This window comes from Mesorhizobium temperatum (assembly GCF_002284575.1).
In the GTDB taxonomy this organism is placed as follows: domain Bacteria; phylum Pseudomonadota; class Alphaproteobacteria; order Rhizobiales; family Rhizobiaceae; genus Mesorhizobium; species Mesorhizobium temperatum.
The window spans coordinates 1-23329 of sequence record NZ_NPKJ01000065.1 but is presented as its reverse complement, the minus strand read 5'-3'; the positions used below and the strand labels follow the sequence as shown (position 1 = coordinate 23329).

The window sequence follows — 23329 nt, the reverse complement described above, 5'->3', positions numbered from 1 at the left end:
TGGAAGAGAAGCTGCGCTTCGCCATCCGTGAAGGCGGCCGCACCGTCGGTGCCGGCATCGTCGTCACCATCAAAGAGTAATCAACGCCGGCATTTGTCGGATCGACAGGGAAGGGCGGTCTTCGGGCCGCCCTTTCTGCGTTAAAGCCTTGCGTGGCGGCCTCGTTGAAGCTGGCACGCCGTCATTTCAAAAGCTGTTGCAAGCCCCGCCATGTCAACTAGTATAGGTTGCATCGAGGGGGCTTTTGCCAAACGTGGTTCCGGGACGCCGTTCAGACAGTATGGCACGGTGGTGGCGCGGGCTGGTTAGTCTGGCGCTGGTGGTCGCCATGGCGATGGCTGGCTTCGCTGCGAAGGCCGAGGATGTGTCCGATCCGGAGACATGGGATCCGAAGTCATGGTACCTTCCGGGCAGTTCGTCCGATGGTTTTTCGGAGATGCAACTCGTCGTCGTGCGCAGCAATGCGACCGGTTGCGAGCCTAATTGTCCTGAATGGATTTCGGCAGAAGGCGCCATCTCGGCGAGCACGCCAGTGCAGCTCAAGCGTATATTGAAGACGCTCGGCCGCCGTAAACTGCCGATCATCGTCAATTCGCCGGGTGGCAATGTCGATGCTGCGCTCCAGCTTGGTCGAATAATCCGCAAAAGCAAGCTCGATATCGCCGTCGGTACAACCAAGTTTTCCGATTGTTGGCCCGGGATGAAGGATTGCAGGGCCAATGACGGCAAGGGCGCTGCATATTTCGGCATTGCGTCCGACGGCGGTGCCATGTGCAACTCCGCATGTCCGCTGATGTTTGCCGGAGGCGTCGGACGCGTGGTCGGCAGTTGGGCTTATCTGGGCGTCCATCAGATCACTACGACCCATTTCCGCACCACACGGCAATACCAAACCACCTATCGAGTTGTGAGGGGCAAAAAGCATAAGATTACCACAGAAACCGTCACTCGAGACAATGTCGGATACAAGACCTATGAGATGAGCAAGGCGCTTGAGAGGAGGCTCTCGGCTTATCTCAGGGATATGGGTGTCGGGCGGGGCGTGCTGGACAGAATGAAGGCCACGCCCGCCAGCGACATCCGGCAGATCGCCCTCGACGACATGCTGACGATGAAGCTGGTCACCAGCAGGGACTCCCTCGGCATACTTACGCTGGCGGGCATATGTCGGCGGAGTCCTGCGCCGGCGAACTGCAGAGAGATCCCTGCGAATGCCAAGCCGCACGAGGCGGCAGCGATCGAGGCGAAGGCCGGACCTTCTCAACCGGCTCAAGTCCTAATTTCTCAGCCGGCCACGCAGGCGACCAATGCCGGCGACGAAGGGTCGTACGGCAATCCCCCGCAAACCCTCATAGCCTGCATCGGAGGGGGATCGCGGGTAGCTGGGGCGAGCTCCACTTGTGATCCTGAGATGGAACCAATGCCGGCTTGGCGTTGGGGCGTGGCGAGTGGCCCGTACACATCATCGGACATGAAGCCATGATCAGCCGGGGTATGCGAATGGTTGCGCCAGCCGGAGATCGAGACAGAAAAGGGCGGTCCTCGGGCCGCCCAACTCGAACCCGACGCGATGCTGCAGCTCGGGCTGACGACGGGTCCTCAATCGGTTGACGAGCTGACCGGCGCCACGATCTGCAGGTCGGTGCCGAAGCCCGGTAATTGCAGGGTCACGCCGTCAGCCATCGCCGAGGCCGCGACGCCCCCGAAGCTGTAGCTTCGCGCCGGCCAATAATCGGCGCCGGCGTTGCCGGCCGATATCCGATGCGAAAGGGCGGTCTTCGGCCGCCCGTCTTGCTTCTTGGGTACAGCCGGCGCCTGCGGCGTCGCAAAACCCTGTTGCAAGCCTTCAAAGCTGAACTAGTATAGGCGCATCGTGGGGGCTTGCCCGAATGGTTCTATGGCACCGTCTGAATGGCCAGGCATGGTGGATGCTTGGGGTGATCTGCCTGGCGTCGTTCCTTGTCATGGGACACGCTGCCTTCGCGGCGGACACCAAAGAATCCACGCCGGATCTTGGTCCGACGATGCGGTTTGTCGTCGTCCGCAGCGATGCGCCTGGTTGCGAGCCCACTTGCCCGGAATGGATATCGGCTGAAGGCTCGATAGAAGCCGGCGCGCCGGCCCTGTTCAAACGCACGCTCAAGGCACTCGGCGGCCGAAAACTGCCTGTTGTCGTGGATTCTCCCGGCGGCAACGTCGAAGCCGCGCTGGCGCTTGGCCGGCTGATCCGCAAGAACAAGCTCGATATTGCGGTCGGCAAAACCGGGTTCACCGGTTGCCAGCCCGACGCCAAGGTGTGCAAGGAAAAAGACGGCAAGGGCGCTCGCTATTTCGGCAATGCCTACGCCGACGGCGCGATTTGCAATTCCGCTTGTCCGTTGATGTTTGCCGGCGGCATCAGGCGCGTCGTCGGGCAATGGGCCTATCTCGGCGTCCATCAGATCACCACGACCTATATCCGGACGAAATTGCAGTACCGGACCACCTATCGCGTGGTGAGAGGCAAGAAGAAGATCCTCAGCAAGAAGGTCGTCGGCCGCAAGAGCGCCGGCAGCTACAAGACCTACGAGATGAGCAAGTCGGTGGAGAAAAGACTGGCTGCCTATCTGAACGAAATGGGTGTCGGGCGGGCCGTGCTCGAGACGATGAAGAACACGCCGGCCAGCAGCATCCAGCAGCTGGCTCCCTACGACATGCTGCAGGCGAAGCTCGTGACCAGCCTGGATGCCGTCGACCTGCTGACCGCGCCAACCCTATGCAACAGCGATCCGGTGGCCGCGAACTGCAGGGAAATACCGGCGCCGGCCGGCGATGTGGTAGCGTACGCCAAGCCCGCTCCCGCCGCGCCGGTCGAACCTGAAACCGTGCAGCGGGCCGATGTTGGAGATATGCGCTTCGTTCTGGTTCGCGGCAGAAGTTTTCTCTGCGATCCCAATTGTCCCGAATGGATCTCGGCGGAAGGCACGATCAGCGCTCAAACGCCGGAACGGCTGCGCCAACTGCTGGACACGATCGGTGATCGGCGACTGCCCGTGGTGATCAACTCGCCGGGAGGTGACGTGCTCGGCGCTCTGGCTACCGGAAGGCTGATCCGAGAACGCAAGCTCGACGTGGCGGTTGCGCGGACGGACTTCATTGGATGCGAGCCGGACAAGGCGGATTGCACCGCCGAAGATGGCGTCTATGTCGGGCTCACGATCGATGCGAGCGGCGCGTGTGGCGCGGCCTGCCCGATCATGCTTGCCGGCGGTGTCAGACGCCTTGTCGGTCCTCGCGCGCAGTTGACCGTGCACTCGATGGGGGTGGAGCAGCGGGTCAAAACCTATCTCAAGGAGATGTCGGTCGGACCCGGTCTGCTGGTGGCGATGCGGTCGGTGCCCGCCTCGCGCCATCGGCAGCTCGAACCCGAGATGATGCTGAAAATCGGGCTGACGACCGGGTTTGAATCGGTCGATGAATTTACCGGCCCGACCATCTGCAAGTCGGAGCCAGTGCCAGAGAATTGCCGCGTGGTGTCGACGTCCGAGGTTCAGGCCGAGGCGCCGGTCAAGTTGTAGGGTGCAGACACCGCAGCCGGCCCAAACTGGCCATCGAGGCAGGTTGAGCTCCGCACGATCGTTCCGCTATCGTCGTTGTCAGTTGCAATCGAGGATCGGTGATGAACGAGGACGTCCCGACATTGTTCGAATGGGCCGGCGGCACCGAAGCGCTGAACCGCCTGACCCATACCTTCTACGGCAAGGTGTTTCAGGATCCGATCGTCGGCCCGGTGTTCAAAAACATGTCGTCGGACCATCCTGCCCATGTCGCGGCCTTCATCGGAGAGGTCTTTGGCGGACCGAAGACCTACAGCGAAGAGCATGGCGGCCACCGCGAGATGGTGATGCACCATCTCGGCAAGCATCTGAGCGAGGAACAGCGCCGCCGCTGGATCAACCTGCTCGCTGACGCCGCCGATGAAGTCGGGTTGCCGGACGATCCGGAGTTCCGCTCGGCTTTCACTGCCTATGTCGAATGGGGGTCGCGGCTGGCGAAGATGAACTCCAACCTTGGCGAGACCTGCGACCCGGAGACGGAACCGATGCCGGCCTGGGGCTGGGGCGTGCCCGGCGGCCCGTACAAGCCACCGAGCGCGAAATAGCCCTCTCCCTAGCCCCGCTTGGGGCGAAGCGGGGCAATCCTTCCTGAATGCGCCACAATATGCCGCGATGTTCGACCGATTCGGCAATGAACAAGGTTTGGCGATGCTGATCGCTCATCTTCCGGCTGGCTACATTTTTGGCTCTTTCGCGCGAAGCCGCTGGCCCGGCAAGGGAATCATGCCGGCGGCTATGCTCGGCAGCGTCTTCCCGGACATCGACATGCTCTACTTCCATTTTGTCGATGGCGGCCGAACCCATCACCACGCCTACATCACGCATTGGCCGCTCTTCTGGGCAGCGACCGGCCTTGTGGCATTGTCGGTCGCGAAATGGTGTGGTCAGCGATATCTGGCCCCAGTCAGCGCCTTCTTTGCCGCCGCAATGATGCATATGATCCTGGACAGCGTGGCCTCGCCTATGATGTGGCTAATGCCGTTCGACGGGCATGCCCTCGAACTCGTCACGGTTCCGGCCATGTATCGCAATTGGGTCATGAGCTTCATACTGCATTGGACTTTTGCTCTCGAACTGCTCATATGCGCCTGGGCGCTAGCCCTCGGATTTCGACGATCGCAGCTCGTCGCGGCCACGCCTAAAAACTCGACTTGAGTTCTTGTCCGCTTTATGAAATAGCAGCGCGCGATACGGGCATAGCTCAGTTGGTAGAGCGGCGGTCTCCAAAACCGCAGGTCGTAGGTTCGAGCCCTGCTGCCCGTGCCATTTTTCGAAATGGCCAATTCTTGAAAATGTCTGATCTTCCAAGCATCGGCCTTTTGAAAATCGCGCGGTGGCTTGCCATACAGGCTGTTTTGAGGCATAAGAGCGCCATAGCCGGGACGGGACGACTGGATGGTTCCGATGCGGCGTTTGTCATAAAGCGGACACTTGCCACTTGCGTGGATCAAGAATCGGTTTTATGTAGACGAAACAGACACGCGACGCGTGGAGCTGGGAAGCCGGCTTTACGCGTCCGATTTGCATGGGCGAAATGATTGCGCTGATTCGGCGCGAACACGGGCTCCAGGCGGCACATCCCGGCCAGCGGGATCATCCAGGAGATCCGGTCAACGGGTCTTGCAGACAGGCGGCACATGGCTTCGAAAACCACAAATCCTTTCGTCTTTCTCCAGCAGGTTCGCGCGGAGACCGCCAAGGTGACTTGGCCGTCGCGGCGCGAAACGATGATCTCGACGGTGATGGTTCTGGCGTTCGCTGTGATCGCGATGATCTTTTTCTTTACTGCCGATCAGCTCATGGGCCTCGCGGTCGAGCAGATTCTGGGCATTGGACGCTAAGTCCGGCGATTACGGAGAAGTCTTGAGATGACTGCGCGGTGGTACATCGTCCACGCCTATTCGAACTTTGAAAAAAAGGTCGCTGAGGACATCGAGAACAAGGCCAAGCAGAAGGGCCTGTCCGCTGACATCGAGCAGATCGTGGTGCCGACCGAGAAGGTCGTCGAGATACGCCGCGGCCGCAAGGTCGATGCCGAGCGCAAATTCTTCCCTGGCTACGTGCTCCTGAAGGCCAACCTGACCGACGCGGTGTTCTCGCTCGTGAAGAACACGCCGAAGGTCACCGGCTTCCTGGGTGACTCGAAGCCGGTGCCGATCACCGAGGCCGAGGCGCAGCGCATCCTGAACCAGGTGCAGGAAGGCGTCGAGCGGCCGAAGCCGTCGGTCACTTTCGAGATCGGCGAAGCGATCCGCGTCTCGGACGGTCCGTTCGCGTCGTTCAACGGTTTCGTCCAGGAAGTGGACGAGGAGCGGGCGCGGCTCAAAGTGGAAGTTTCGATCTTCGGGCGCGCCGTGCCGGTCGATCTCGAATTCGGACAGGTCGAAAAGAGCTGATCCGAAATCCTTGTCGCCCATGCGGCGGTGAGGGAGGCGGCGTGGAAATCGCGGCCAAAACGGGTGGGAGGCGAATGCGGCTTTAGCCGGCCACAGGAACCGCACCACCAGACTGCAACCGCCGGTGTTGCCCAGATAGTGGGGCCGGCATGAGACAAAGGCAGGAAAGAGATGGCTAAGAAAATTGCAGGCCAGCTCAAGCTCCAGGTTTCCGCGGGCTCGGCTACGCCGTCGCCCCCGATCGGACCGGCGCTTGGTCAGCGCGGCATCAACATCATGGAGTTCTGCAAGGCGTTCAACGCGCAGACCCAGGAAATGGAAAAGGGATCGCCGATTCCGGTCGTCATCACCTACTACCAGGACAAGTCGTTCACCTTCGTCATGAAGACGCCGCCGGTGAGCTACTTCCTGAAGAAAGCCGCGAACCTGAAGTCGGGCTCGAAGGAGCCGGGCAAGGTCAAGGCCGGCACGATCGGCCGCGACAAGGTGCGCGCCATCGCCGAGCAGAAGATGAAGGATCTGAACGCAACCGATATCGAGGGGGCCATGCGCATGGTCGAGGGCTCCGCCCGCTCGATGGGTCTGGAAGTGGTGGGCTGAGATCATGGCAAAGATTGCAAAGCGTGTATCGAAGACCCGCGAAGGCATCGATCCCAACAAGGCCTATGCCTTGGGTGATGCGCTGAAGCTGCTCAAGGACCGGTCCTCGGTGAAGTTCGACGAGACCGTTGAAATCGCGATGAACCTGGGTGTCGACCCGCGCCATGCCGACCAGATGGTCCGTGGCGTGGTCAATCTGCCGAACGGCACCGGCCGTACCGTCCGCGTCGCCGTTTTCGCGCGTGGCGACAAGGCCGAGGAAGCCAAGGCGGCCGGCGCTGATATCGTTGGCGCCGAGGATCTGGTCGACATCGTCCAGAAGGGCACGATCGACTTCGATCGCTGCATCGCCACGCCGGATATGATGCCGCTGGTCGGCCGTCTGGGTAAGGTGCTCGGCCCGCGCGGCATGATGCCGAACCCGAAGGTCGGCACTGTCACCACCGACGTTACCGCCGCCGTCAAGGCGTCGAAGGGCGGCGCGGTCGAGTTCCGCGTCGAGAAGGCCGGCATCGTTCATGGCGGCGTCGGCAAGATCTCGTTCGACGTCAAGGCGCTGGAGGAGAACGTCCGCGCCTTCGCCGACGCGGTGAACAGGGCCAAGCCGGCTGGTGCCAAGGGCAACTACGTCAAGAAGGTGTCGGTCACCTCGACGATGGGCCCGGGCCTCAAGCTCGACGTCTCGACGCTGGCGGCGTCCTGATACGAACTATTTGGATCGGCCGCTAAACGGCTGATCCGCAAACAGAATTCCGGGCCTCCGACTTATCTTGGCGGCCCGGTACCGGAAGTCGGAAGGCTTCCGGACATCCTGTCCGAGATTGCGGGCGGCCCCAAGCCTTAGTTCAAGGGGGCCTTAATTCATGTGGGCCTGCATGAGACGGGTGAAGACCGGACAACGGAGCGACTGCTCCAATGAAAGGTTCGAACCGTGTTTGCCTTTTGTCTGCGCACCATTCGGCTTGCCGGCTGGTGTGGCGAAAGGGGGCAGGATCCTCGAGCGTCGTTCGGGAGATCCGTTACTGGATGGCCCGACCGGCAAAAAGGCAACCCGACGCCTGTCCTCGTAAAGGGGCAGGGGTCAACTGGAGATAGGCAGTGGACAGAGCGGAAAAACGCGAACTCGTCACGGGCCTGAATGAAGCGTTTTCGGGCGCTGGTTCAGTCGTCGTGGCCCACTACGCCGGTATCACCGTCGCGCAAATGAACGACCTTCGGTCGAAAATGCGTGTCGCCGGTGGCACCGTCAAAGTCGCGAAGAACCGTCTCGCCAAAATCGCTCTTCAGGGCACGGACTCCGCATCGATCATCGACCTGTTCAAGGGACAGACGCTGATCGCCTATTCGGAGGATCCGATTGCGGCGCCGAAGGTCGCGTCCGATTTCGCCAAGGGAAATGACAAGCTCGTCATTCTCGGCGGCGCAATGGGCACCACCTCGCTCAACGCCGACGGTGTGAAGGCACTCGCCACACTTCCGTCGCTCGATGAGCTGCGCGGCAGGCTGGTTGGCATGATCGCCACGCCGGCAACCCGGATCGCCCAGATCGTCAATGCGCCTGCGGCTTCGGTCGCGCGTGTCATCGGCGCTTACGCCCGGAAGGACGAGGCGGCATGAGGCCGTTCCTCGCTATCACAAACACACGTTCGAACCTTATGAAGGAATATTGCAATGGCTGATCTGGCAAAGATCGTAGACGACCTTTCGAAGCTGACCGTCCTCGAGGCGGCCGAGCTGTCGAAGCTTCTGGAAGAAAAGTGGGGCGTTTCCGCTGCTGCTCCGGTGGCGGTTGCCGCCGCTGGCGGTGCCGCGGCTGCTGCTGCTCCGGTCGAGGAAAAGACGGAATTCGACGTCGTCCTCACCGAGGCGGGCGCTCAGAAGATCAACGTCATCAAGGAAGTTCGCGCCATCACCGGTCTTGGCCTCAAGGAAGCCAAAGACCTGGTCGAGGCGGCTCCGAAGCCGGTCAAGGAAGCTGTTTCCAAGGCCGACGCGGACAAGTTCAAGGCCCAGCTGGAAGCAGCCGGCGCCAAGGTCGAACTGAAGTAAGCGTTTGATATCGGCGGGCGGCTTCGCGCCGTCCGCCACTCCCTTGGCCGAAGGGAGGCTGCGTAACGCGAAGAGTACGAAAACCTCTTTCCTGAGGGCCGTGAACCGGCCTTCAGGAAACGGGTTTTCTCCCGTTTTGGCCGGCCACCGACAGGTGGCGGGTGAACAAATAAAGGCCGCCGCCGAGGTGGCCGAGAATGCAAGGCGAGCCGCGGCGAGGCTCGCCCCGAGAATCGAGCTAAGGAGCGACGATGGCCCAGACACAAACTTTCAATGGCCGCAGACGCGTACGCAAATTCTTCGGAAAGATTCCGGAAGTTGCGGAGATGCCGAACCTGATCGAGGTTCAGAAGGCATCCTATGACCAGTTCCTGATGGTCGAGGAGCCCAAGGGCGGGCGTCCTGACGAGGGACTGCAGGCGGTTTTCAAATCGGTGTTCCCGATTTCCGACTTTTCCGGCTCCTCGATGCTGGAATTCGTGAAGTACGAGTTCGAAGCACCGAAATTCGACGTTGACGAATGCCGTCAGCGCGACCTGACCTATGCCGCGCCACTCAAGGTGACGCTGCGCCTCATCGTGTTCGATATCGACGAGGATACCGGCGCCAAGTCGATCAAGGACATCAAGGAGCAGGACGTCTACATGGGCGACATGCCGCTCATGACCTTGAACGGCACCTTCATCGTCAACGGCACCGAGCGTGTCATCGTATCGCAGATGCACCGTTCGCCGGGCGTCTTCTTCGACCATGATAAGGGCAAGTCGCACTCGTCGGGCAAGCTGCTGTTTGCCGCGCGGGTCATCCCCTATCGCGGCTCGTGGCTCGACATCGAGTTCGACTCGAAGGATGTCGTGCACGCCCGCATCGACCGCCGCCGCAAGATTCCGGTGTCGTCGCTGTTGATGGCGCTCGGCATGGACGGCGAGGAGATCCTGTCGACCTTCTACAACAAGATCACCTACAAGCGCGCCGGCGACCATTGGCGCATTCCGTTCAACGTCGAGCGTTTCCGCGGCCTCAAGGCGGTTGGCGACCTGATCGATGCAGACACCAATGAGGTCGTCGTCGAAGCCGGCAAGAAGATCACTGCCCGCCAGGCCCGTCAGCTCGGCGAAAAGGGTCTCAAGGCGATCAAGGCGACGGACGAGGATCTGCTCGGCAACTACCTTGCCGAGGACATCGTCAACTACGCGACCGGCGAGATTTTCCTCGAAGCCGGCGACGAGATCGATGAAAAGACGCTGAAGGTGCTTCTCAGCGCCGGCGATGACGAGATCAAGGTTCTCGACATCGACCACGTCAATGTCGGCGCCTATATCCGCAACACGCTCAACGTCGACAAGAACGAGAGCCGCCAGGACGCGCTGTTCGACATCTACCGCGTCATGCGCCCCGGCGAGCCGCCGACGCTCGAAACCGCCGAAGCCATGTTCAACTCGTTGTTCTTCGACAGCGAGCGCTATGATCTGTCGGCCGTCGGCCGCGTCAAGATGAACATGCGCCTCGAGCTCAAGGCCGAGGACACCGTGCGCGTGCTGCGCAAGGACGACATCCTGGCCGTGGTCAAGACGCTGGTCGAACTGCGCGACGGCAAGGGCGAGATCGACGACATCGACAATCTCGGCAATCGCCGCGTGCGCTCGGTCGGCGAGCTGATGGAGAACCAATACCGCGTCGGCCTCTTGCGCATGGAGCGCGCGATCAAGGAACGCATGTCCTCGATCGAGATCGACACGGTGATGCCGCAGGACCTGATCAACGCCAAGCCGGCGGCCGCCGCCGTGCGCGAGTTCTTCGGTTCCTCGCAGCTGTCGCAGTTCATGGACCAGACCAACCCGCTGTCGGAGATCACCCACAAGCGCCGTCTCTCGGCGCTTGGACCCGGTGGTCTGACCCGCGAGCGCGCCGGCTTCGAGGTGCGCGACGTGCACCCGACGCATTACGGCCGCATCTGCCCGATCGAGACGCCGGAAGGCCCGAACATCGGTCTGATCAACTCGCTGGCCACCTTCGCGCGCGTCAACAAGTACGGCTTCATCGAGAGCCCGTACCGCAAGATCGTCAATGGCAAGCTGACCAATGAGGTCGTCTATCTGTCGGCGATGGAAGAGGCCAAGCACCACGTCGCGCAGGCCAATGCCGAGCTCGACAAGAATGGTGGCTTCGTCGACGAATTCGTCATTTGCCGCAATGCCGGCGAAGTGATGATGGCGCCGCGCGAAAACGTCGATCTGATGGACGTATCGCCGAAGCAGATGGTCTCGGTGGCTGCGGCCCTGATCCCGTTCCTCGAGAACGACGACGCCAACCGCGCCCTGATGGGCTCGAACATGCAGCGTCAGGCCGTGCCGCTGGTGCGCGCCGAAGCGCCGTTTGTCGGCACCGGCATGGAGCCGATCGTCGCCCGTGACTCGGGCGCCGCCATCGGCGCCCGCCGCGGCGGCATTGTCGACCAGGTGGACGCGACGCGTATCGTCATCCGCGCCACGGAAGATCTCGATCCCGGCAAGTCGGGCGTCGACATCTACCGGCTGATGAAGTTCCAGCGTTCGAACCAGAACACCTGCATCAACCAGCGTCCGCTGGTGCGTATGGGTGACCGGGTCAACAAGGGCGACATCATCGCCGACGGTCCGTCGACCGAACTCGGCGATCTGGCGCTCGGCCGAAACGTGCTGGTCGCGTTCATGCCGTGGAACGGCTACAACTACGAGGACTCGATCCTCTTGTCCGAGCGCATCGTCGCCGATGACGTCTTCACCTCGATCCACATCGAGGAGTTCGAGGTCATGGCGCGCGACACCAAGCTCGGGCCGGAGGAAATCACGCGCGACATTCCCAACGTCTCGGAAGAAGCGCTGAAGAACCTCGACGAGGCCGGCATCGTCTATATCGGTGCGGAAGTGCAGCCGGGCGACATCCTGGTCGGCAAGATCACGCCGAAGGGCGAAAGCCCGATGACGCCGGAAGAAAAGCTTCTGCGCGCCATCTTCGGCGAAAAGGCATCGGACGTGCGTGACACCTCCATGCGCATGCCGCCCGGAACCTTCGGCACCGTCGTCGAAGTACGCGTCTTCAATCGCCACGGTGTGGAGAAGGACGAGCGCGCCATGGCGATCGAACGCGAGGAAATCGAACGCCTCGCCAAGGACCGCGACGACGAGCAGGCGATCCTCGACCGCAACGTCTATTCGCGCCTATCCGACGTTCTCGTCGGCAAGGACGCGATTGCCGGGCCGAAGGGATTCAAGAAAGGCTCGAAGCTGTCGAAGGACACGCTCGACGAGTATCCGCGTTCGCAGTGGTGGCAGTTTGCGGTGGAGAACGAAAAGCTCCAGAGCGAACTGGAAGCCCTGCGTGGCCAGTACGACGATTCCAAGAAGGCGCTCGAACAGCGCTTCATGGACAAGGTCGAGAAGGTGCAGCGCGGCGACGAGATGCCTCCCGGCGTCATGAAGATGGTCAAGGTCTTCGTGGCCGTGAAGCGCAAGATGCAGCCCGGCGACAAGATGGCCGGCCGGCACGGCAACAAGGGTGTCGTGTCGCGGATCGTTCCGGTCGAGGACATGCCGTTCCTCGAGGACGGCACGCATGCAGACATCGTGCTCAACCCGCTGGGTGTGCCGAGCCGCATGAATGTCGGCCAGATCCTGGAGACGCATCTGGGCTGGGCTTGCGCCGGCATGGGCAGGAAGATCGGCGAGCTGATCGACGCGTACAAGACAGGCGGCGACATCAAGCCGCTGCGCAAGACGCTCGAGAGCTTCATGCCGGCCAACGACCGCAACGAGCCGATCCGCGACTATGACGACGAGAGCGTCGTTCGCCTCAGCGAGCAGATGCGCCGCGGCGTCTCCATCGCGACACCGGTGTTCGACGGCGCGCACGAGGCCGACATCAACATCATGCTGGAGCAGGCGGGCCTGCACACCAGCGGTCAGTCGCAGCTCTATGACGGACGCACCGGCGAACCGTTCGATCGCAAAGTGACAATGGGCTACATATATATGCTCAAGCTTCACCACCTTGTGGACGACAAGATCCACGCGCGTTCGATCGGGCCGTACTCGCTCGTTACCCAGCAGCCGCTGGGCGGCAAGGCGCAGTTCGGTGGCCAGCGCTTCGGCGAGATGGAGGTCTGGGCGCTCGAAGCATACGGCGCCGCCTACACGCTGCAGGAGATGCTGACGGTGAAGTCGGACGACGTCGCCGGCCGCACCAAGGTCTACGAGGCGATCGTCAGAGGCGACGACACGTTCGAGGCCGGCATCCCCGAGAGCTTCAACGTTCTCGTCAAGGAAATGCGGTCTCTGGGCCTCAATGTCGAGCTGGAGAACACCAAGCTGGACGACAACCCGGTCCGGCTGCCCGACGCGGCCGAGTGAGCAAGACGTCCGGTCGCGGCTCCCGCGACCGGACGCACCAAATTCTTCGGCCAGTGGCCGACCAGTCAGCGGGCGTTTGGCCCGCGCTAGATGCAAGGGGTTTTCGAGGACCCCGAAAAGGAGAACGGCATGAACCAAGAGGTCATGAATCTCTTCAATCCCCAGGCGCCTGCGCAGGTGTTCGATTCCATCCGGATCTCGCTCGCCAGCCCTGAGAAGATTCTGTCCTGGTCGTTCGGCGAGATCAAGAAGCCGGAGACCATCAACTACCGCACCTTCAAGCCGGAGCGTGACGGCCTGTTCTGCGCGCGCATTTTCGGTCCGATCAAGGACTACGAGTGCCTGTGCGGCAAGTATAAGCGCATGAAGTACAAGGGCGTCATCTGCGAAAAGTGCGGCGTCGAAGTCACGCTGTCGCGCGTCCGTCGCGAGCGCATGGGCCATATCGAGCTGGCCGCGCCCGTCGCCCATATCTGGTTCCTGAAGTCGCTGCCGTCGCGTATCGGCACGCTGCTCGACATGACGCTGAAGGACATCGAGCGCGTTCTCTACTTCGAGAACTACATCGTCACCGAGCCTGGCCTCACCGCGCTGAAGGAGCATCAGCTCCTCAGCGAGGAAGAGTACATGATGGCCGTCGACGAGTATGGCGAAGATAGCTTCACCGCCATGATCGGCGCTGAAGCCATCCACGACCTTCTGGCCGGCATGGACCTGGAGAAGATCGCCGGCGACCTGCGTTCGGAGCTGGCTTCGACCACGTCCGAGCTCAAGCAGAAGAAGTATCTTAAGCGGCTCAAGGTCGTCGAGAATTTCATGGAGTCCGGCAACCGTCCGGAATGGATGATCATGAAAGTGGTTCCGGTGATCCCGCCGGACCTGCGCCCGCTTGTTCCTCTGGACGGCGGCCGTTTCGCCACGTCGGATCTCAACGATCTCTATCGCCGCGTCATCAACCGCAACAACCGCCTGAAGCGGCTGATCGAGCTGCGTGCGCCCGGCATCATCGTGCGCAATGAAAAGCGCATGCTGCAGGAAGCCGTCGACGCGCTGTTCGACAACGGCCGTCGCGGCCGCGTCATCACCGGCGCCAACAAGCGTCCGTTGAAGTCGCTGTCCGACATGCTCAAGGGCAAGCAGGGCCGGTTCCGCCAGAACCTGCTCGGCAAGCGCGTCGACTATTCCGGCCGCTCGGTCATCGTGACCGGTCCGGAGCTCAAGCTGCACCAGTGCGGCCTGCCGAAGAAGATGGCGCTCGAACTGTTCAAACCCTTCATCTATGCCCGTCTCGACGCCAAGGGTTATTCCTCGACCGTCAAGCAGGCGAAGAAGCTGGTCGAGAAGGAGCGTCCGGAGGTCTGGGATATCCTCGACGAGGTCATCCGCGAGCACCCAGTGCTCTTGAATCGTGCGCCGACGCTGCACCGCCTCGGTATCCAGGCGTTCGAGCCGATCCTGATCGAAGGCAAGGCGATCCAGCTTCACCCGCTGGTCTGCACGGCCTTCAATGCCGACTTCGACGGTGACCAGATGGCGGTTCACGTGCCGCTGTCGCTGGAAGCCCAGCTTGAAGCCCGCGTGCTGATGATGTCGACCAACAACATCCTGCACCCGGCTTCCGGCGCGCCGATCATCGTGCCGTCGCAGGACATGGTTCTGGGTCTCTACTATCTGTCGATCGTCAACCAGAACGAGCCGGGCGAGGGCATGGTGTTTGCCGACATGGGCGAACTCCAGCACGCGCTCGAGACCAAGGCGGTGACGCTGCACTCCAAGATCAAGGGGCGCTTCCGCACGGTCGATGCGGACGGCAAGGTCGTGTCGAAAATCTACGACACCACGCCTGGCCGCATGATCATCGGCGAGCTTCTGCCGAAGAACGTCAACGTGCCGTACGAGACCGCCAACCAGGAGATGACCAAGAAGAACATCTCCAAGATGATCGACACCGTCTACCGCCATTGCGGTCAGAAGGAGACGGTCATTTTCTGCGACCGCATCATGGCCCTCGGCTTCAGCCACGCCTGCCGCGCCGGCATTTCGTTCGGCAAGGACGACATGCTGATCCCGGATGCCAAGATCAAGCTGGTTTCCGACACCGAGGCTTTGGCCAAGGAATACGAGCAGCAGTACAATGACGGTCTGATCACGCAGGGCGAGAAGTACAACAAGGTCGTCGACGCCTGGGCCAAGTGCTCGGAAAAGGTCGCCGACGAGATGATGGCCCGCATCAAGGCGGTCGAGTTCGAGGACAATGGCCGTCAAAAGCCGATGAACTCGATCTACATGATGTCCCATTCCGGTGCGCGCGGCTCGCCCACCCAAATGCGCCAGCTTGCCGGTATGCGCGGCCTGATGGCCAAGCCAAGCGGTGAGATCATCGAGACGCCGATCATTTCGAACTTCAAGGAAGGCCTGACCGTGCTCGAGTACTTCAACTCGACCCACGGCGCCCGTAAGGGTCTGGCCGACACCGCCTTGAAGACGGCGAACTCGGGTTACCTCACCCGTCGTCTGGTCGACGTGGCGCAGGACTGCATCGTCAACTCCGTCGACTGCGGCACCGACAAGGGCCTCACCATGCAGCCGATCGTCGATGCCGGCCAGGTCGTCGCTTCCGTCGGCCAGCGCGTTCTCGGCCGCACGGCGCTCGACGACATCACTCATCCGGTCACGGGTGAGGTTCTGGTAAAGGCCGGAACGCTGATGGACGAACGCGACGTCGAGCAGATCGAACAGGCCGGCGTCCAGTCGGTCCGCATCCGCTCGGCGCTGACTTGCGACGTCAGGGTCGGTGTATGCGCGGTCTGCTACGGACGCGATCTGGCCCGCGGCACCCCGGTCAACCAGGGCGAGGCTGTCGGCGTCATCGCGGCGCAGTCGATCGGCGAGCCGGGCACCCAGCTCACCATGCGTACCTTCCACATGGGCGGTACGGCGCAGGTGGTGGACTCGTCGTTCCTTGAAGCCTCCTATGAGGGCAAGGTCGAGATCCGCAACCGCAACGTGGTGCGCAACTCCGACGGCCAGCAGATGGTCATGGGCCGCAACATGGCGGTGCTGATCCTCGACGAAGCCGGCAAGGAGCGCGCCACGCACCGTGTCACCTATGGTTCGCGCATCTTCGTGGACGATGGCGACAAGGTGAAGCGCGGCCAGCGTATCGCCGAGTGGGATCCCTATACCCGCCCGGTCCTCACCGAAATCGAGGGCAAGGTGGCGTTCGAGGATCTGGTCGACGGCATTTCCGTCCAGGAAACGGCCGACGAATCGACCGGCATCACCAAGCGCGAGGTCATCGACTGGCGTTCGACGCCACGCGGCAACGACCTCAAGCCGGCGATCGTCGTCCAGGACACCAAGGGCAAGGTCGGCAAGCTGTCGAAGGGCGGCGACGCTCGCTTCCTGCTCTCGGTCGAGGCCATTCTTTCGGTCGAGCCGGGTGCACAGGTTCGCCCCGGCGACGTGCTGGCGCGTATCCCGATGGAAAGCGCCAAGACCAAGGACATCACCGGCGGTCTGCCGCGTGTTGCCGAACTGTTCGAGGCACGCCGTCCGAAGGATCACGCCATCATCGCCGAGATCGACGGCACGATCCGTTTCGGCCGCGACTACAAGAACAAGCGCCGCATCATCATCGAGCCGCATGACTCGACGCTTGAGCCGGTCGAATACCTGATCCCGAAGGGCAAGCCGTTCCATCTCCAGGACGGCGACGTCATCGAGAAGGGCGACTACATCCTCGACGGCAATCCGGCGCCGCACGACATCCTGGCGATCAAGGGCGTGGAGGCGCTTGCCTCCTACCTCGTCAACGAGATCCAGGAGGTCTACCGACTGCAGGGCGTGTCGATCAACGACAAGCACATCGAGGTGATCGTTCGCCAGATGCTGCAGAAGGTCGAGATCACCACGCAGGGCGACTCGACCTACATTCCGGGCGACCACGTCGACGTGATCGAGCTGGAAGAGGTCAACGAGCGCCTGGTCGAGGACGGCAAGAAGCCGGCCGAAGGCCAGCCGGTGCTCTTGGGCATCACCAAGGCCTCGCTGCAGACGCCGTCCTTCATCTCGGCCGCCTCCTTCCAGGAGACGACCAGGGTGCTGACCGAAGCGGCAGTTGCCGGCAAGACCGACATGCTGCAGGGGTTGAAGGAAAACGTCATCGTCGGCCGTCTGATCCCGGCCGGCACCGGCGGCACAATGAGCCAGATCCGGCGCATCGCCACCTCGCGCGACGAGCTGATCATCGACGAGCGCCGCAAGGCGTCGGGCGTCGAAGTCGCCGATCCGATGCTGACCGACATGGCTTCCGCCGCGCAGTAAGCGCGGCGGTACAGATCTCAGGCAACAAAGCCGTCGGGGCAACCCGGCGGCTTTTTTTGTGTGTTGAAGTTGGAAAACTATGCCGCTGGCGACGGATTGGGAGGAGGCGTCGTCGAGTGTTTGCGACTTATTTCGATCGTCCGGCGCCGCCCCTCATTGCCCTGCCGGGCCTTTCTCCCCGTAAACGGGAAGAAAGAAGCTGGCCGCAGCCTTGGCGCTCTTTCTGCGACGCTGGAGATTGGCGAAATCTTTGATGACGGCGTCCTTCTCCCCGTTCACGGGGAGAGATGGCGGCAGCCAGATGAGGGGCGGCGCGACGCTTGCAAGATGGTCAGGACCGGAGCGAAGGCCACTCCTTACAGCTCCGCGGCTCAATCGAAAAACGCCTCCACCACATTGCGCTTGCCGAGCATGAAGGCGTCGGCGACATGCTGCAGCGGGGCGAGATCGACATCGGAAGCGCCGGCGCGCACGATCTCGGCGAAACGCCTGTAGAGCATCGGATATTCGGCTTCCGGCTCATCGTGAACGACGCGGCCGTCGACCGCCAGTTTTGAGCCGCCGCCCGAAAGCACCATCGCCCCCTTGTCCGTCTCGGCCAGGATGTCCCAGCTTTGCGGGCCGGTCTGGCGCCAGTCGAGTTCCATCGCCACCGGCAAGCCGTTCGAGGTGCGGAAGGCGATATGGGCGGCGATCGGGGCTGCGCGGTTTTCGGGAAAATCGAGAATTGCCGAGGTGATGAACATCGCCGGCAATATATGTGTCGCGATCGACAGCGCGTTGATGCCGGGATCGAACACGCCGAAGCCGCCTGGCGCCCAGATCCAGTCCTGGTTCGGGTGCCAGCGGCGCACGTCCTCCTTCCAGTTGATGGCTGCCGATCTGATCGTGGTCGAGCCGAGAAAATCGCGCGCGGCCTCGACCGCCGGCGCATAGCGCGAATGCCAGCTGGCGAACAGCGAGACGCCGTTCGCGACCGCTAGCGCCTTCAAATCCTCGACCTCGCTGACCGTGGCGCCGGGCGGCTTTTCCAGGAAGACATGCTTTTTCGCTGCCAGCGCGGTCCGTGCGGCGTCGTAGCGGAACTGCGGCGGCATGCAGAGCGATACGGCCTCAAGCTCCGGCACCGCGTCGAGCATCGCCTCGATATCAGGAAAATTCCCGATGCCGTCCACCTTGCCGTGCCGGCTGGCGGCGGCGACGAGGCGATACGCTGGGTCCTTCGCCAGGGCTGGCAGGTGCTGGTCACGGACGATCTTTCCCACCCCGACGATGCCGAGCTTGATGGGGTCGTTATTCCTGGACATGGGAGACTCCGCAGATTGGATGCGCTTGGCTGTCAGCAGCGAATGGTTCTTAGCAGAGAACCGATGCCGGGCAAGCCTCGGCGGAGGTGGGCATGGCGGCCCAGGCGAGTGCATGTGCAGCCGTCCATTGCCTGCCGATCAGACTGGCCCTGCCTCAGACTGGCACGTCGAAGGTGACGATCGACACTTCGCCTTCCAGCGCGCCCTGATAGGCCGACAGGTGCGGCTCTTCGTCGGGCACGCCGTCCAGGTCACCGATCTGGTCAAGCTCCGCCTCGGCGTAGCCTTCGGCCGAGAGCGATTCGAGCGCCCGGCGTACCGCCGAATCGTCGTCGGGCGCGACCAGCATGACGTGGACGCCTTCCGGCTTGCCGTCTTTCCTCTTCCACGCCCGGCCGGTGATGATGGTGACCGGGCGCTCGTCATTGTCGTTCACGGGCTGATTCCTCCGGGCGAGGGGATTTGTGCTGTTCATGCCTCTTTTTCGCATGAAGCATGGCCGCGCAACAGCCGAAAGCCGGTCACTTTCTTCCCTCCTCTTGCAAAATGGCGAAAGAAAATTACATGCGCCTTTCGCATGGCTGCCAAGCCTCGGTTTCAGCGTAATATTTGGCGCTCCGGGGTTGACGGGCAACAGGCTTGCGAGTAGAAGCCGCCCAGTCAGAACCGATGTGAGGCTCTCACTTCCGAAGCGACACGCTTTGGAGTTTGCCTCAAACAGGGTTCGTTTTACGAGCGAAAAGACATTTCCGGCGTGCATGAAGCGGTTTCCGCTTCCTCTGCCATTTGTTCGGGCAAGACCGCGAGGCGCGGTTTGTGGCCCGAATTTGCGTATGGAAATGACGCTTTGAGCGGCCCTGACCGGGCGAGACACGGAATTGAGAGACAAGAGGGTTTAATGCCTACCGTCAACCAGCTGATCCGCAAGCCGCGCATTGCGCCGGTGAAGCGCAACAAGGTCCCGGCCATGCAGCAGAACCCGCAGAAGCGGGGCGTCTGCACGCGCGTCTACACAACGACGCCGAAGAAGCCGAACTCGGCGCTGCGCAAGGTGGCCAAGATTCGCCTGACCAATGGTTTTGAAGTGATCGGCTACATCCCCGGCGAAGGCCACAACCTTCAGGAACACTCGGTGGTGATGATCCGCGGCGGCCGCGTCAAGGATCTTCCGGGCGTCCGCTACCATATCATCCGCGGCGTGCTCGACACGCAGGGTGTGAAGAACCGCAAGCAGCGCCGTTCGAAATACGGCGCCAAGCGTCCGAAGTGACCGAAGCGTAGCCAAGGTCATCCCGGACGGCGCCAGGCGACGATCCGGGATCCAGGCCACCACGCAGAATTGAGGCAGAGAAAAAATGTCCCGTCGTCACAGTGCAGAAAAGCGTGAGATCAACCCGGACCCGAAGTTCGGCGATTTGATCGTCACCAAGTTCATGAACGCCGTCATGTATGACGGCAAGAAGTCGGTTGCCGAGACCATCGTCTATGGCGCGCTCGACCAGGTCCAGTCCAAGACCAAGCAGGAACCGGTCACCGTCTTCCACCAGGCGCTCGACAATGTCGCGCCGCATGTGGAAGTGCGTTCGCGCCGCGTCGGTGGCGCCACCTACCAGGTTCCGGTCGACGTGCGCCCTGAGCGCCGTCAGGCGTTGGCCATCCGTTGGCTGATCGCCGCCGCCCGCAACCGCAACGAGACCACGATGGTCGACCGCCTCTCCGGCGAGCTGATGGATGCGGCCAACAACCGCGGCACCGCCGTCAAGAAGCGTGAAGACACCCACAAGATGGCAGAAGCCAACCGCGCCTTCGCGCACTACCGCTGGTAAAGCGCGAACGAGACTGAAGAGGCACCTCCCATGGCCCGCGAATATAAAATCGAAGACTACCGCAATTTCGGTATCATGGCGCATATCGACGCCGGCAAGACGACGACCACCGAGCGCGTCCTCTACTACACGGGCAAGTCGCACAAGATTGGCGAAGTCCATGACGGTGCTGCCACCATGGATTGGATGGAGCAGGAGCAGGAACGCGGCATCACCATCACGTCCGCCGCGACCACGACCTTCTGGAAGGGTCGTGACGGCAAGATGCACCGCTTCAACATCATCGACACCCCCGGCCACGTCGACTTCACCATCGAGGTCGAGCGTTCGCTGCGCGTGCTCGACGGCGCCATTGCGCTGCTCGACGCCAATGCCGGTGTCGAGCCGCAGACGGAAACCGTCTGGCGCCAGGCCGACAAGTACCGCGTGCCGCGCATGATCTTCTGCAACAAGATGGACAAGATCGGCGCCGATTTTTACCGCTCGGTCGAGATGATAGGCTCGCGCCTCGGCGCGCATGCCGTCGTCATGCAGCTGCCGATCGGTGCTGAGACCGAGTTCAAGGGCATCGTCGACCTCGTCGAGATGAACGCGCTGGTCTGGCGCGACGAAACGCTGGGCGCTGCCTGGGACGTCGTTGAGATCCCGGACGATCTTAAGGCTCGTGCGGAAGAATACCGCGAGAAGATGATCGAGGCCGCCGTCGAGATGGACGAGACGGCGCTTGAGAATTATCTCGAAGGCAAGATGCCCGACAATGACGAGATCCGTGCGCTGATCCGCAAGGGCACCATTGCGGTGAAATTCTACCCAATGTTCTGTGGCTCGGCCTTCAAGAACAAGGGCGTGCAGCCGCTGCTCGACGCCGTCGTCGAATACCTGCCGTCGCCGGCCGACGTTCCGGCCATCAAGGGCGTCGACGCCAAGACCGACGCCGAAATCGAGCGTCATGCCGACGACAATGAACCGCTGTCGATGCTCGCCTTCAAGATCATGAACGACCCGTTCGTCGGTTCGCTCACCTTCGCCCGCATCTATTCGGGCAAGCTCACCAAGGGCATCTCGGTCGACAACACGGTCAAGGGCAAGAAGGAGCGCATCGGCCGCATGCTGCAAATGCATGCGAACTCGCGCGCTGACGTCGAGGAGGCTTTCGCCGGCGACATCGTCGCCTTGGCCGGCCTCAAGGACACGACCACGGGCGACACCCTCTGCGATCCGCTGCATCCGGTTATCCTCGAGCGCATGGAATTCCCCGATCCGGTCATCCAAATCGCGATTGAACCGAAGACTAAGAACGACCAGGAAAAGATGGGCCTTGCGCTGCATCGCCTGGCCGCCGAGGACCCGTCTTTCCGCGTCAAGACCGACGAGGAATCAGGCCAGACGATCATTTCCGGCATGGGCGAGCTCCACCTCGACATTATCGTCGACCGCATGCGCCGCGAGTTCAAGGTCGAGGCCAATGTCGGCGCTCCGCAGGTGGCCTATCGCGAGACGATCACCCGCAGCCAAGAGCAGGACTACACCCATAAGAAGCAGACCGGCGGCACGGGCCAGTTCGCCCGCGTCAAGATCCTGTTCGAGCCAAATCCGGAAAGCAGCGAATTCCTGTTCGAATCCAAGATTGTCGGCGGCGCTGTGCCGAAGGAATACATCCCCGGTGTCGAAAAGGGCATCAACAGCGTCATGACGTCGGGTCCGTTCGCCGGCTTCCCGATGATCGGCGTCAAGGCGACGCTGATCGATGGTGCCTACCACGACGTGGATTCCAGCGTTCTGGCCTTCGAAATCGCTGGCCGTGCCTGCTTCCGTGAAGCGGCGCCCAGGCTTGGCGTGCAGTTGCTCGAGCCGATCATGAAGGTCGAAGTGGTGACGCCGGAAGATTATGTCGGCAGCGTCATCGGCGATCTGAACGGCCGTCGCGGCCAGATCCAGGGCCAAGAAGCCCGTGGCGTGGCGGTGGTTATCAACGCGATGGTGCCGCTCGCCAACATGTTCAAATACGTCGACAACCTGCGCTCGATGAGCCAGGGCCGCGCGGCCTACACGATGCAGTTCGATCACTACGAGCCGGTGCCGACCGCGGTCGCTCAGGAAGTCCAGAAGAAATACGCGTAACCAGAACGGGTTGCAGCGCTAACTTAATTCAAAGCCCGCACGGGCGAGCAGGAATGGAGACATCACATGGCAAAAGGTAAATTCGAGCGTACAAAGCCTCATGTGAACATTGGCACGATTGGCCACGTCGATCATGGCAAGACGTCGCTGACGGCGGCGATCACCAAGTATTTTGGCGAATACAAGCGCTACGACCAGATCGATGCGGCGCCCGAAGAGAAGGCGCGCGGCATCACCATCTCGACGGCGCATGTCGAATACGAGACGGCCGCCCGCCACTACGCCCATGTCGACTGCCCCGGCCACGCCGACTATGTGAAGAACATGATCACCGGTGCCGCGCAGATGGACGGCGCGATCCTGGTCGTGTCGGCCGCCGATGGCCCGATGCCGCAGACCCGCGAGCACATCCTGCTGGCCCGTCAGGTCGGCGTGCCGTCGATCGTGGTGTTTTTGAACAAGGTCGACCAGGTCGACGACGCCGAGCTGCTCGAGCTGGTTGAGCTCGAGGTGCGTGAGCTCTTGACCAAGAACGAGTTCCCCGGCGACGACATTCCGATCGTCAAGGGTTCCGCACTTGCCGCTTTGGAAGATTCCGACAAGAAGATCGGCGAGGATTCGATCCGCGAGCTGATGGCGGCGGTCGACGACTACATCCCGACGCCGGTTCGTCCGCTGGACAAGCCGTTCCTGATGCCGATCGAGGACGTGTTCTCGATC

General features: G+C 61.9%; 20 protein-coding genes and 1 tRNA gene. 18 read left to right on the top strand and 3 right to left on the bottom strand.

What is annotated here, in order from left to right; translation table 11 throughout:
• Positions 1-80: EF-Tu C-terminal domain-related protein (locus CIT26_RS24765; protein ID WP_023796029.1), on the top strand; the 80-nt coding region annotated here is incomplete at its 5' end.
• Positions 81-328: 248 nt separating this feature from the next.
• The gene (locus tag CIT26_RS37145; protein WP_143747908.1) at positions 329-1483 is read left to right on the top strand and encodes a hypothetical protein; all 1155 of its coding nucleotides are present in this window, start codon (positions 329-331) and stop codon (positions 1481-1483) included.
• A gap of 116 nt (positions 1484-1599) precedes the next feature.
• Here CIT26_RS37145 and CIT26_RS24755 read toward each other — a convergent pair whose 3' ends face one another.
• Positions 1600-1842, bottom strand: coding sequence for a hypothetical protein (locus CIT26_RS24755; protein WP_095494996.1), 243 nt, complete (start codon positions 1840-1842; stop codon positions 1600-1602).
• 86 nt (positions 1843-1928) lie between these two features.
• On the opposite strand from CIT26_RS24755, the gene CIT26_RS24750 reads away from it, so the two are divergent.
• From CIT26_RS24750 to rpoC, 12 genes are all read left to right on the top strand, one after another.
• Positions 1929-3557, top strand: coding sequence for a COG3904 family protein (locus tag CIT26_RS24750; protein WP_245319543.1), 1629 nt, complete (start codon positions 1929-1931; stop codon positions 3555-3557).
• A 101-nt stretch (positions 3558-3658) separates the two neighbouring features.
• Entirely contained in the window at positions 3659-4141 is a 483-nt protein-coding gene (locus tag CIT26_RS24745) for a group II truncated hemoglobin (RefSeq protein ID WP_095494994.1), read from the top strand.
• A 67-nt stretch (positions 4142-4208) separates the two neighbouring features.
• Positions 4209-4751, top strand: coding sequence for a metal-dependent hydrolase (locus CIT26_RS24740; protein ID WP_342587038.1), 543 nt, complete (start codon positions 4209-4211; stop codon positions 4749-4751).
• A 35-nt stretch (positions 4752-4786) separates the two neighbouring features.
• Positions 4787-4862, top strand: a tRNA-Trp gene (locus CIT26_RS24735).
• A gap of 371 nt (positions 4863-5233) precedes the next feature.
• Positions 5234-5437 (top strand): preprotein translocase subunit SecE, encoded by a 204-nt coding sequence (gene secE / locus CIT26_RS24730; RefSeq protein WP_013531408.1) that lies wholly within the window; start codon positions 5234-5236, stop codon positions 5435-5437.
• A 27-nt stretch (positions 5438-5464) separates the two neighbouring features.
• On the top strand, positions 5465-5992 hold the full coding sequence (gene nusG / locus CIT26_RS24725; protein WP_095494993.1) for a transcription termination/antitermination protein NusG: 528 nt from the start codon (positions 5465-5467) through the stop codon (positions 5990-5992).
• 171 nt (positions 5993-6163) lie between these two features.
• Positions 6164-6592 (top strand): 50S ribosomal protein L11, encoded by a 429-nt coding sequence (gene rplK / locus CIT26_RS24720; protein ID WP_029352163.1) that lies wholly within the window; start codon positions 6164-6166, stop codon positions 6590-6592.
• Positions 6593-6596: 4 nt separating this feature from the next.
• Positions 6597-7295: a 50S ribosomal protein L1 gene (gene rplA / locus CIT26_RS24715; RefSeq protein ID WP_095494992.1), complete on the top strand. Its 699-nt coding sequence runs from the start codon at positions 6597-6599 to the stop codon at positions 7293-7295.
• 395 nt (positions 7296-7690) lie between these two features.
• Positions 7691-8209: a 50S ribosomal protein L10 gene (gene rplJ / locus CIT26_RS24710; RefSeq protein ID WP_065011395.1), complete on the top strand. Its 519-nt coding sequence runs from the start codon at positions 7691-7693 to the stop codon at positions 8207-8209.
• A gap of 54 nt (positions 8210-8263) precedes the next feature.
• Positions 8264-8641: a 50S ribosomal protein L7/L12 gene (gene rplL / locus CIT26_RS24705; RefSeq protein WP_023680442.1), complete on the top strand. Its 378-nt coding sequence runs from the start codon at positions 8264-8266 to the stop codon at positions 8639-8641.
• A gap of 251 nt (positions 8642-8892) precedes the next feature.
• Positions 8893-13029, top strand: a complete 4137-nt coding sequence (rpoB, locus tag CIT26_RS24700) for a DNA-directed RNA polymerase subunit beta (protein WP_095494991.1) — start codon at positions 8893-8895, stop codon at positions 13027-13029.
• Positions 13030-13158: 129 nt separating this feature from the next.
• Positions 13159-17355 carry a DNA-directed RNA polymerase subunit beta' gene (rpoC, locus tag CIT26_RS24695; protein WP_095494990.1) on the top strand — a complete coding sequence of 1399 codons (4197 nt, stop codon included), beginning with the start codon at positions 13159-13161 and terminating at the stop codon, positions 17353-17355.
• Positions 17356-17726: 371 nt separating this feature from the next.
• On the opposite strand, the gene CIT26_RS24690 is transcribed toward rpoC, so the two are convergent.
• Entirely contained in the window at positions 17727-18662 is a 936-nt protein-coding gene (locus tag CIT26_RS24690; RefSeq protein WP_095494989.1) for a Gfo/Idh/MocA family protein, read from the bottom strand.
• A gap of 154 nt (positions 18663-18816) precedes the next feature.
• Positions 18817-19098: a transcriptional regulator gene (locus CIT26_RS24685; RefSeq protein WP_095494988.1), complete on the bottom strand. Its 282-nt coding sequence runs from the start codon at positions 19096-19098 to the stop codon at positions 18817-18819.
• A gap of 462 nt (positions 19099-19560) precedes the next feature.
• On the opposite strand from CIT26_RS24685, the gene rpsL reads away from it, so the two are divergent.
• The 4 genes from rpsL to CIT26_RS24665 all read left to right on the top strand — a co-directional run.
• Positions 19561-19932: a 30S ribosomal protein S12 gene (gene rpsL / locus CIT26_RS24680; protein ID WP_006333356.1), complete on the top strand. Its 372-nt coding sequence runs from the start codon at positions 19561-19563 to the stop codon at positions 19930-19932.
• Between the two features lie 85 nt (positions 19933-20017).
• Positions 20018-20488 (top strand): 30S ribosomal protein S7, encoded by a 471-nt coding sequence (gene rpsG, locus CIT26_RS24675; RefSeq protein WP_008875664.1) that lies wholly within the window; start codon positions 20018-20020, stop codon positions 20486-20488.
• Positions 20489-20518: 30 nt separating this feature from the next.
• Complete coding sequence (gene fusA, locus CIT26_RS24670) at positions 20519-22609, top strand: elongation factor G (RefSeq protein WP_029352192.1); 2091 nt, start codon at positions 20519-20521, stop codon at positions 22607-22609.
• 66 nt (positions 22610-22675) lie between these two features.
• The coding region (locus CIT26_RS24665; RefSeq protein WP_143747852.1) for a GTP-binding protein at positions 22676-23329 on the top strand (654 nt) is incomplete at its 3' end.

Excerpts from the sequence above, each read along its gene's own strand:
- CIT26_RS37145 (WP_143747908.1), top strand. The coding sequence starts at position 329 with ATGGCGATGGCTGGCTTCGCTGCGAAGGCCGAGGATGTGTCCGATCCG.
- CIT26_RS24750 (WP_245319543.1), top strand. The coding sequence starts at position 1,929 with ATGCTTGGGGTGATCTGCCTGGCGTCGTTCCTTGTCATGGGACACGCT.
- CIT26_RS24745 (WP_095494994.1), top strand. The coding sequence starts at position 3,659 with ATGAACGAGGACGTCCCGACATTGTTCGAATGGGCCGGCGGCACCGAA.
- CIT26_RS24740 (WP_342587038.1), top strand. The coding sequence starts at position 4,209 with ATGTTCGACCGATTCGGCAATGAACAAGGTTTGGCGATGCTGATCGCT.
- secE (WP_013531408.1), top strand. The coding sequence starts at position 5,234 with ATGGCTTCGAAAACCACAAATCCTTTCGTCTTTCTCCAGCAGGTTCGC.
- nusG (WP_095494993.1), top strand. The coding sequence starts at position 5,465 with ATGACTGCGCGGTGGTACATCGTCCACGCCTATTCGAACTTTGAAAAA.
- rplK (WP_029352163.1), top strand. The coding sequence starts at position 6,164 with ATGGCTAAGAAAATTGCAGGCCAGCTCAAGCTCCAGGTTTCCGCGGGC.
- rplA (WP_095494992.1), top strand. The coding sequence starts at position 6,597 with ATGGCAAAGATTGCAAAGCGTGTATCGAAGACCCGCGAAGGCATCGAT.
- rplL (WP_023680442.1), top strand. The coding sequence starts at position 8,264 with ATGGCTGATCTGGCAAAGATCGTAGACGACCTTTCGAAGCTGACCGTC.
- rpoB (WP_095494991.1), top strand. The coding sequence starts at position 8,893 with ATGGCCCAGACACAAACTTTCAATGGCCGCAGACGCGTACGCAAATTC.
- rpoC (WP_095494990.1), top strand. The coding sequence starts at position 13,159 with ATGAACCAAGAGGTCATGAATCTCTTCAATCCCCAGGCGCCTGCGCAG.
- CIT26_RS24690 (WP_095494989.1), bottom strand. The coding sequence starts at position 18,662 with ATGTCCAGGAATAACGACCCCATCAAGCTCGGCATCGTCGGGGTGGGA.
- rpsL (WP_006333356.1), top strand. The coding sequence starts at position 19,561 with ATGCCTACCGTCAACCAGCTGATCCGCAAGCCGCGCATTGCGCCGGTG.
- rpsG (WP_008875664.1), top strand. The coding sequence starts at position 20,018 with ATGTCCCGTCGTCACAGTGCAGAAAAGCGTGAGATCAACCCGGACCCG.
- fusA (WP_029352192.1), top strand. The coding sequence starts at position 20,519 with ATGGCCCGCGAATATAAAATCGAAGACTACCGCAATTTCGGTATCATG.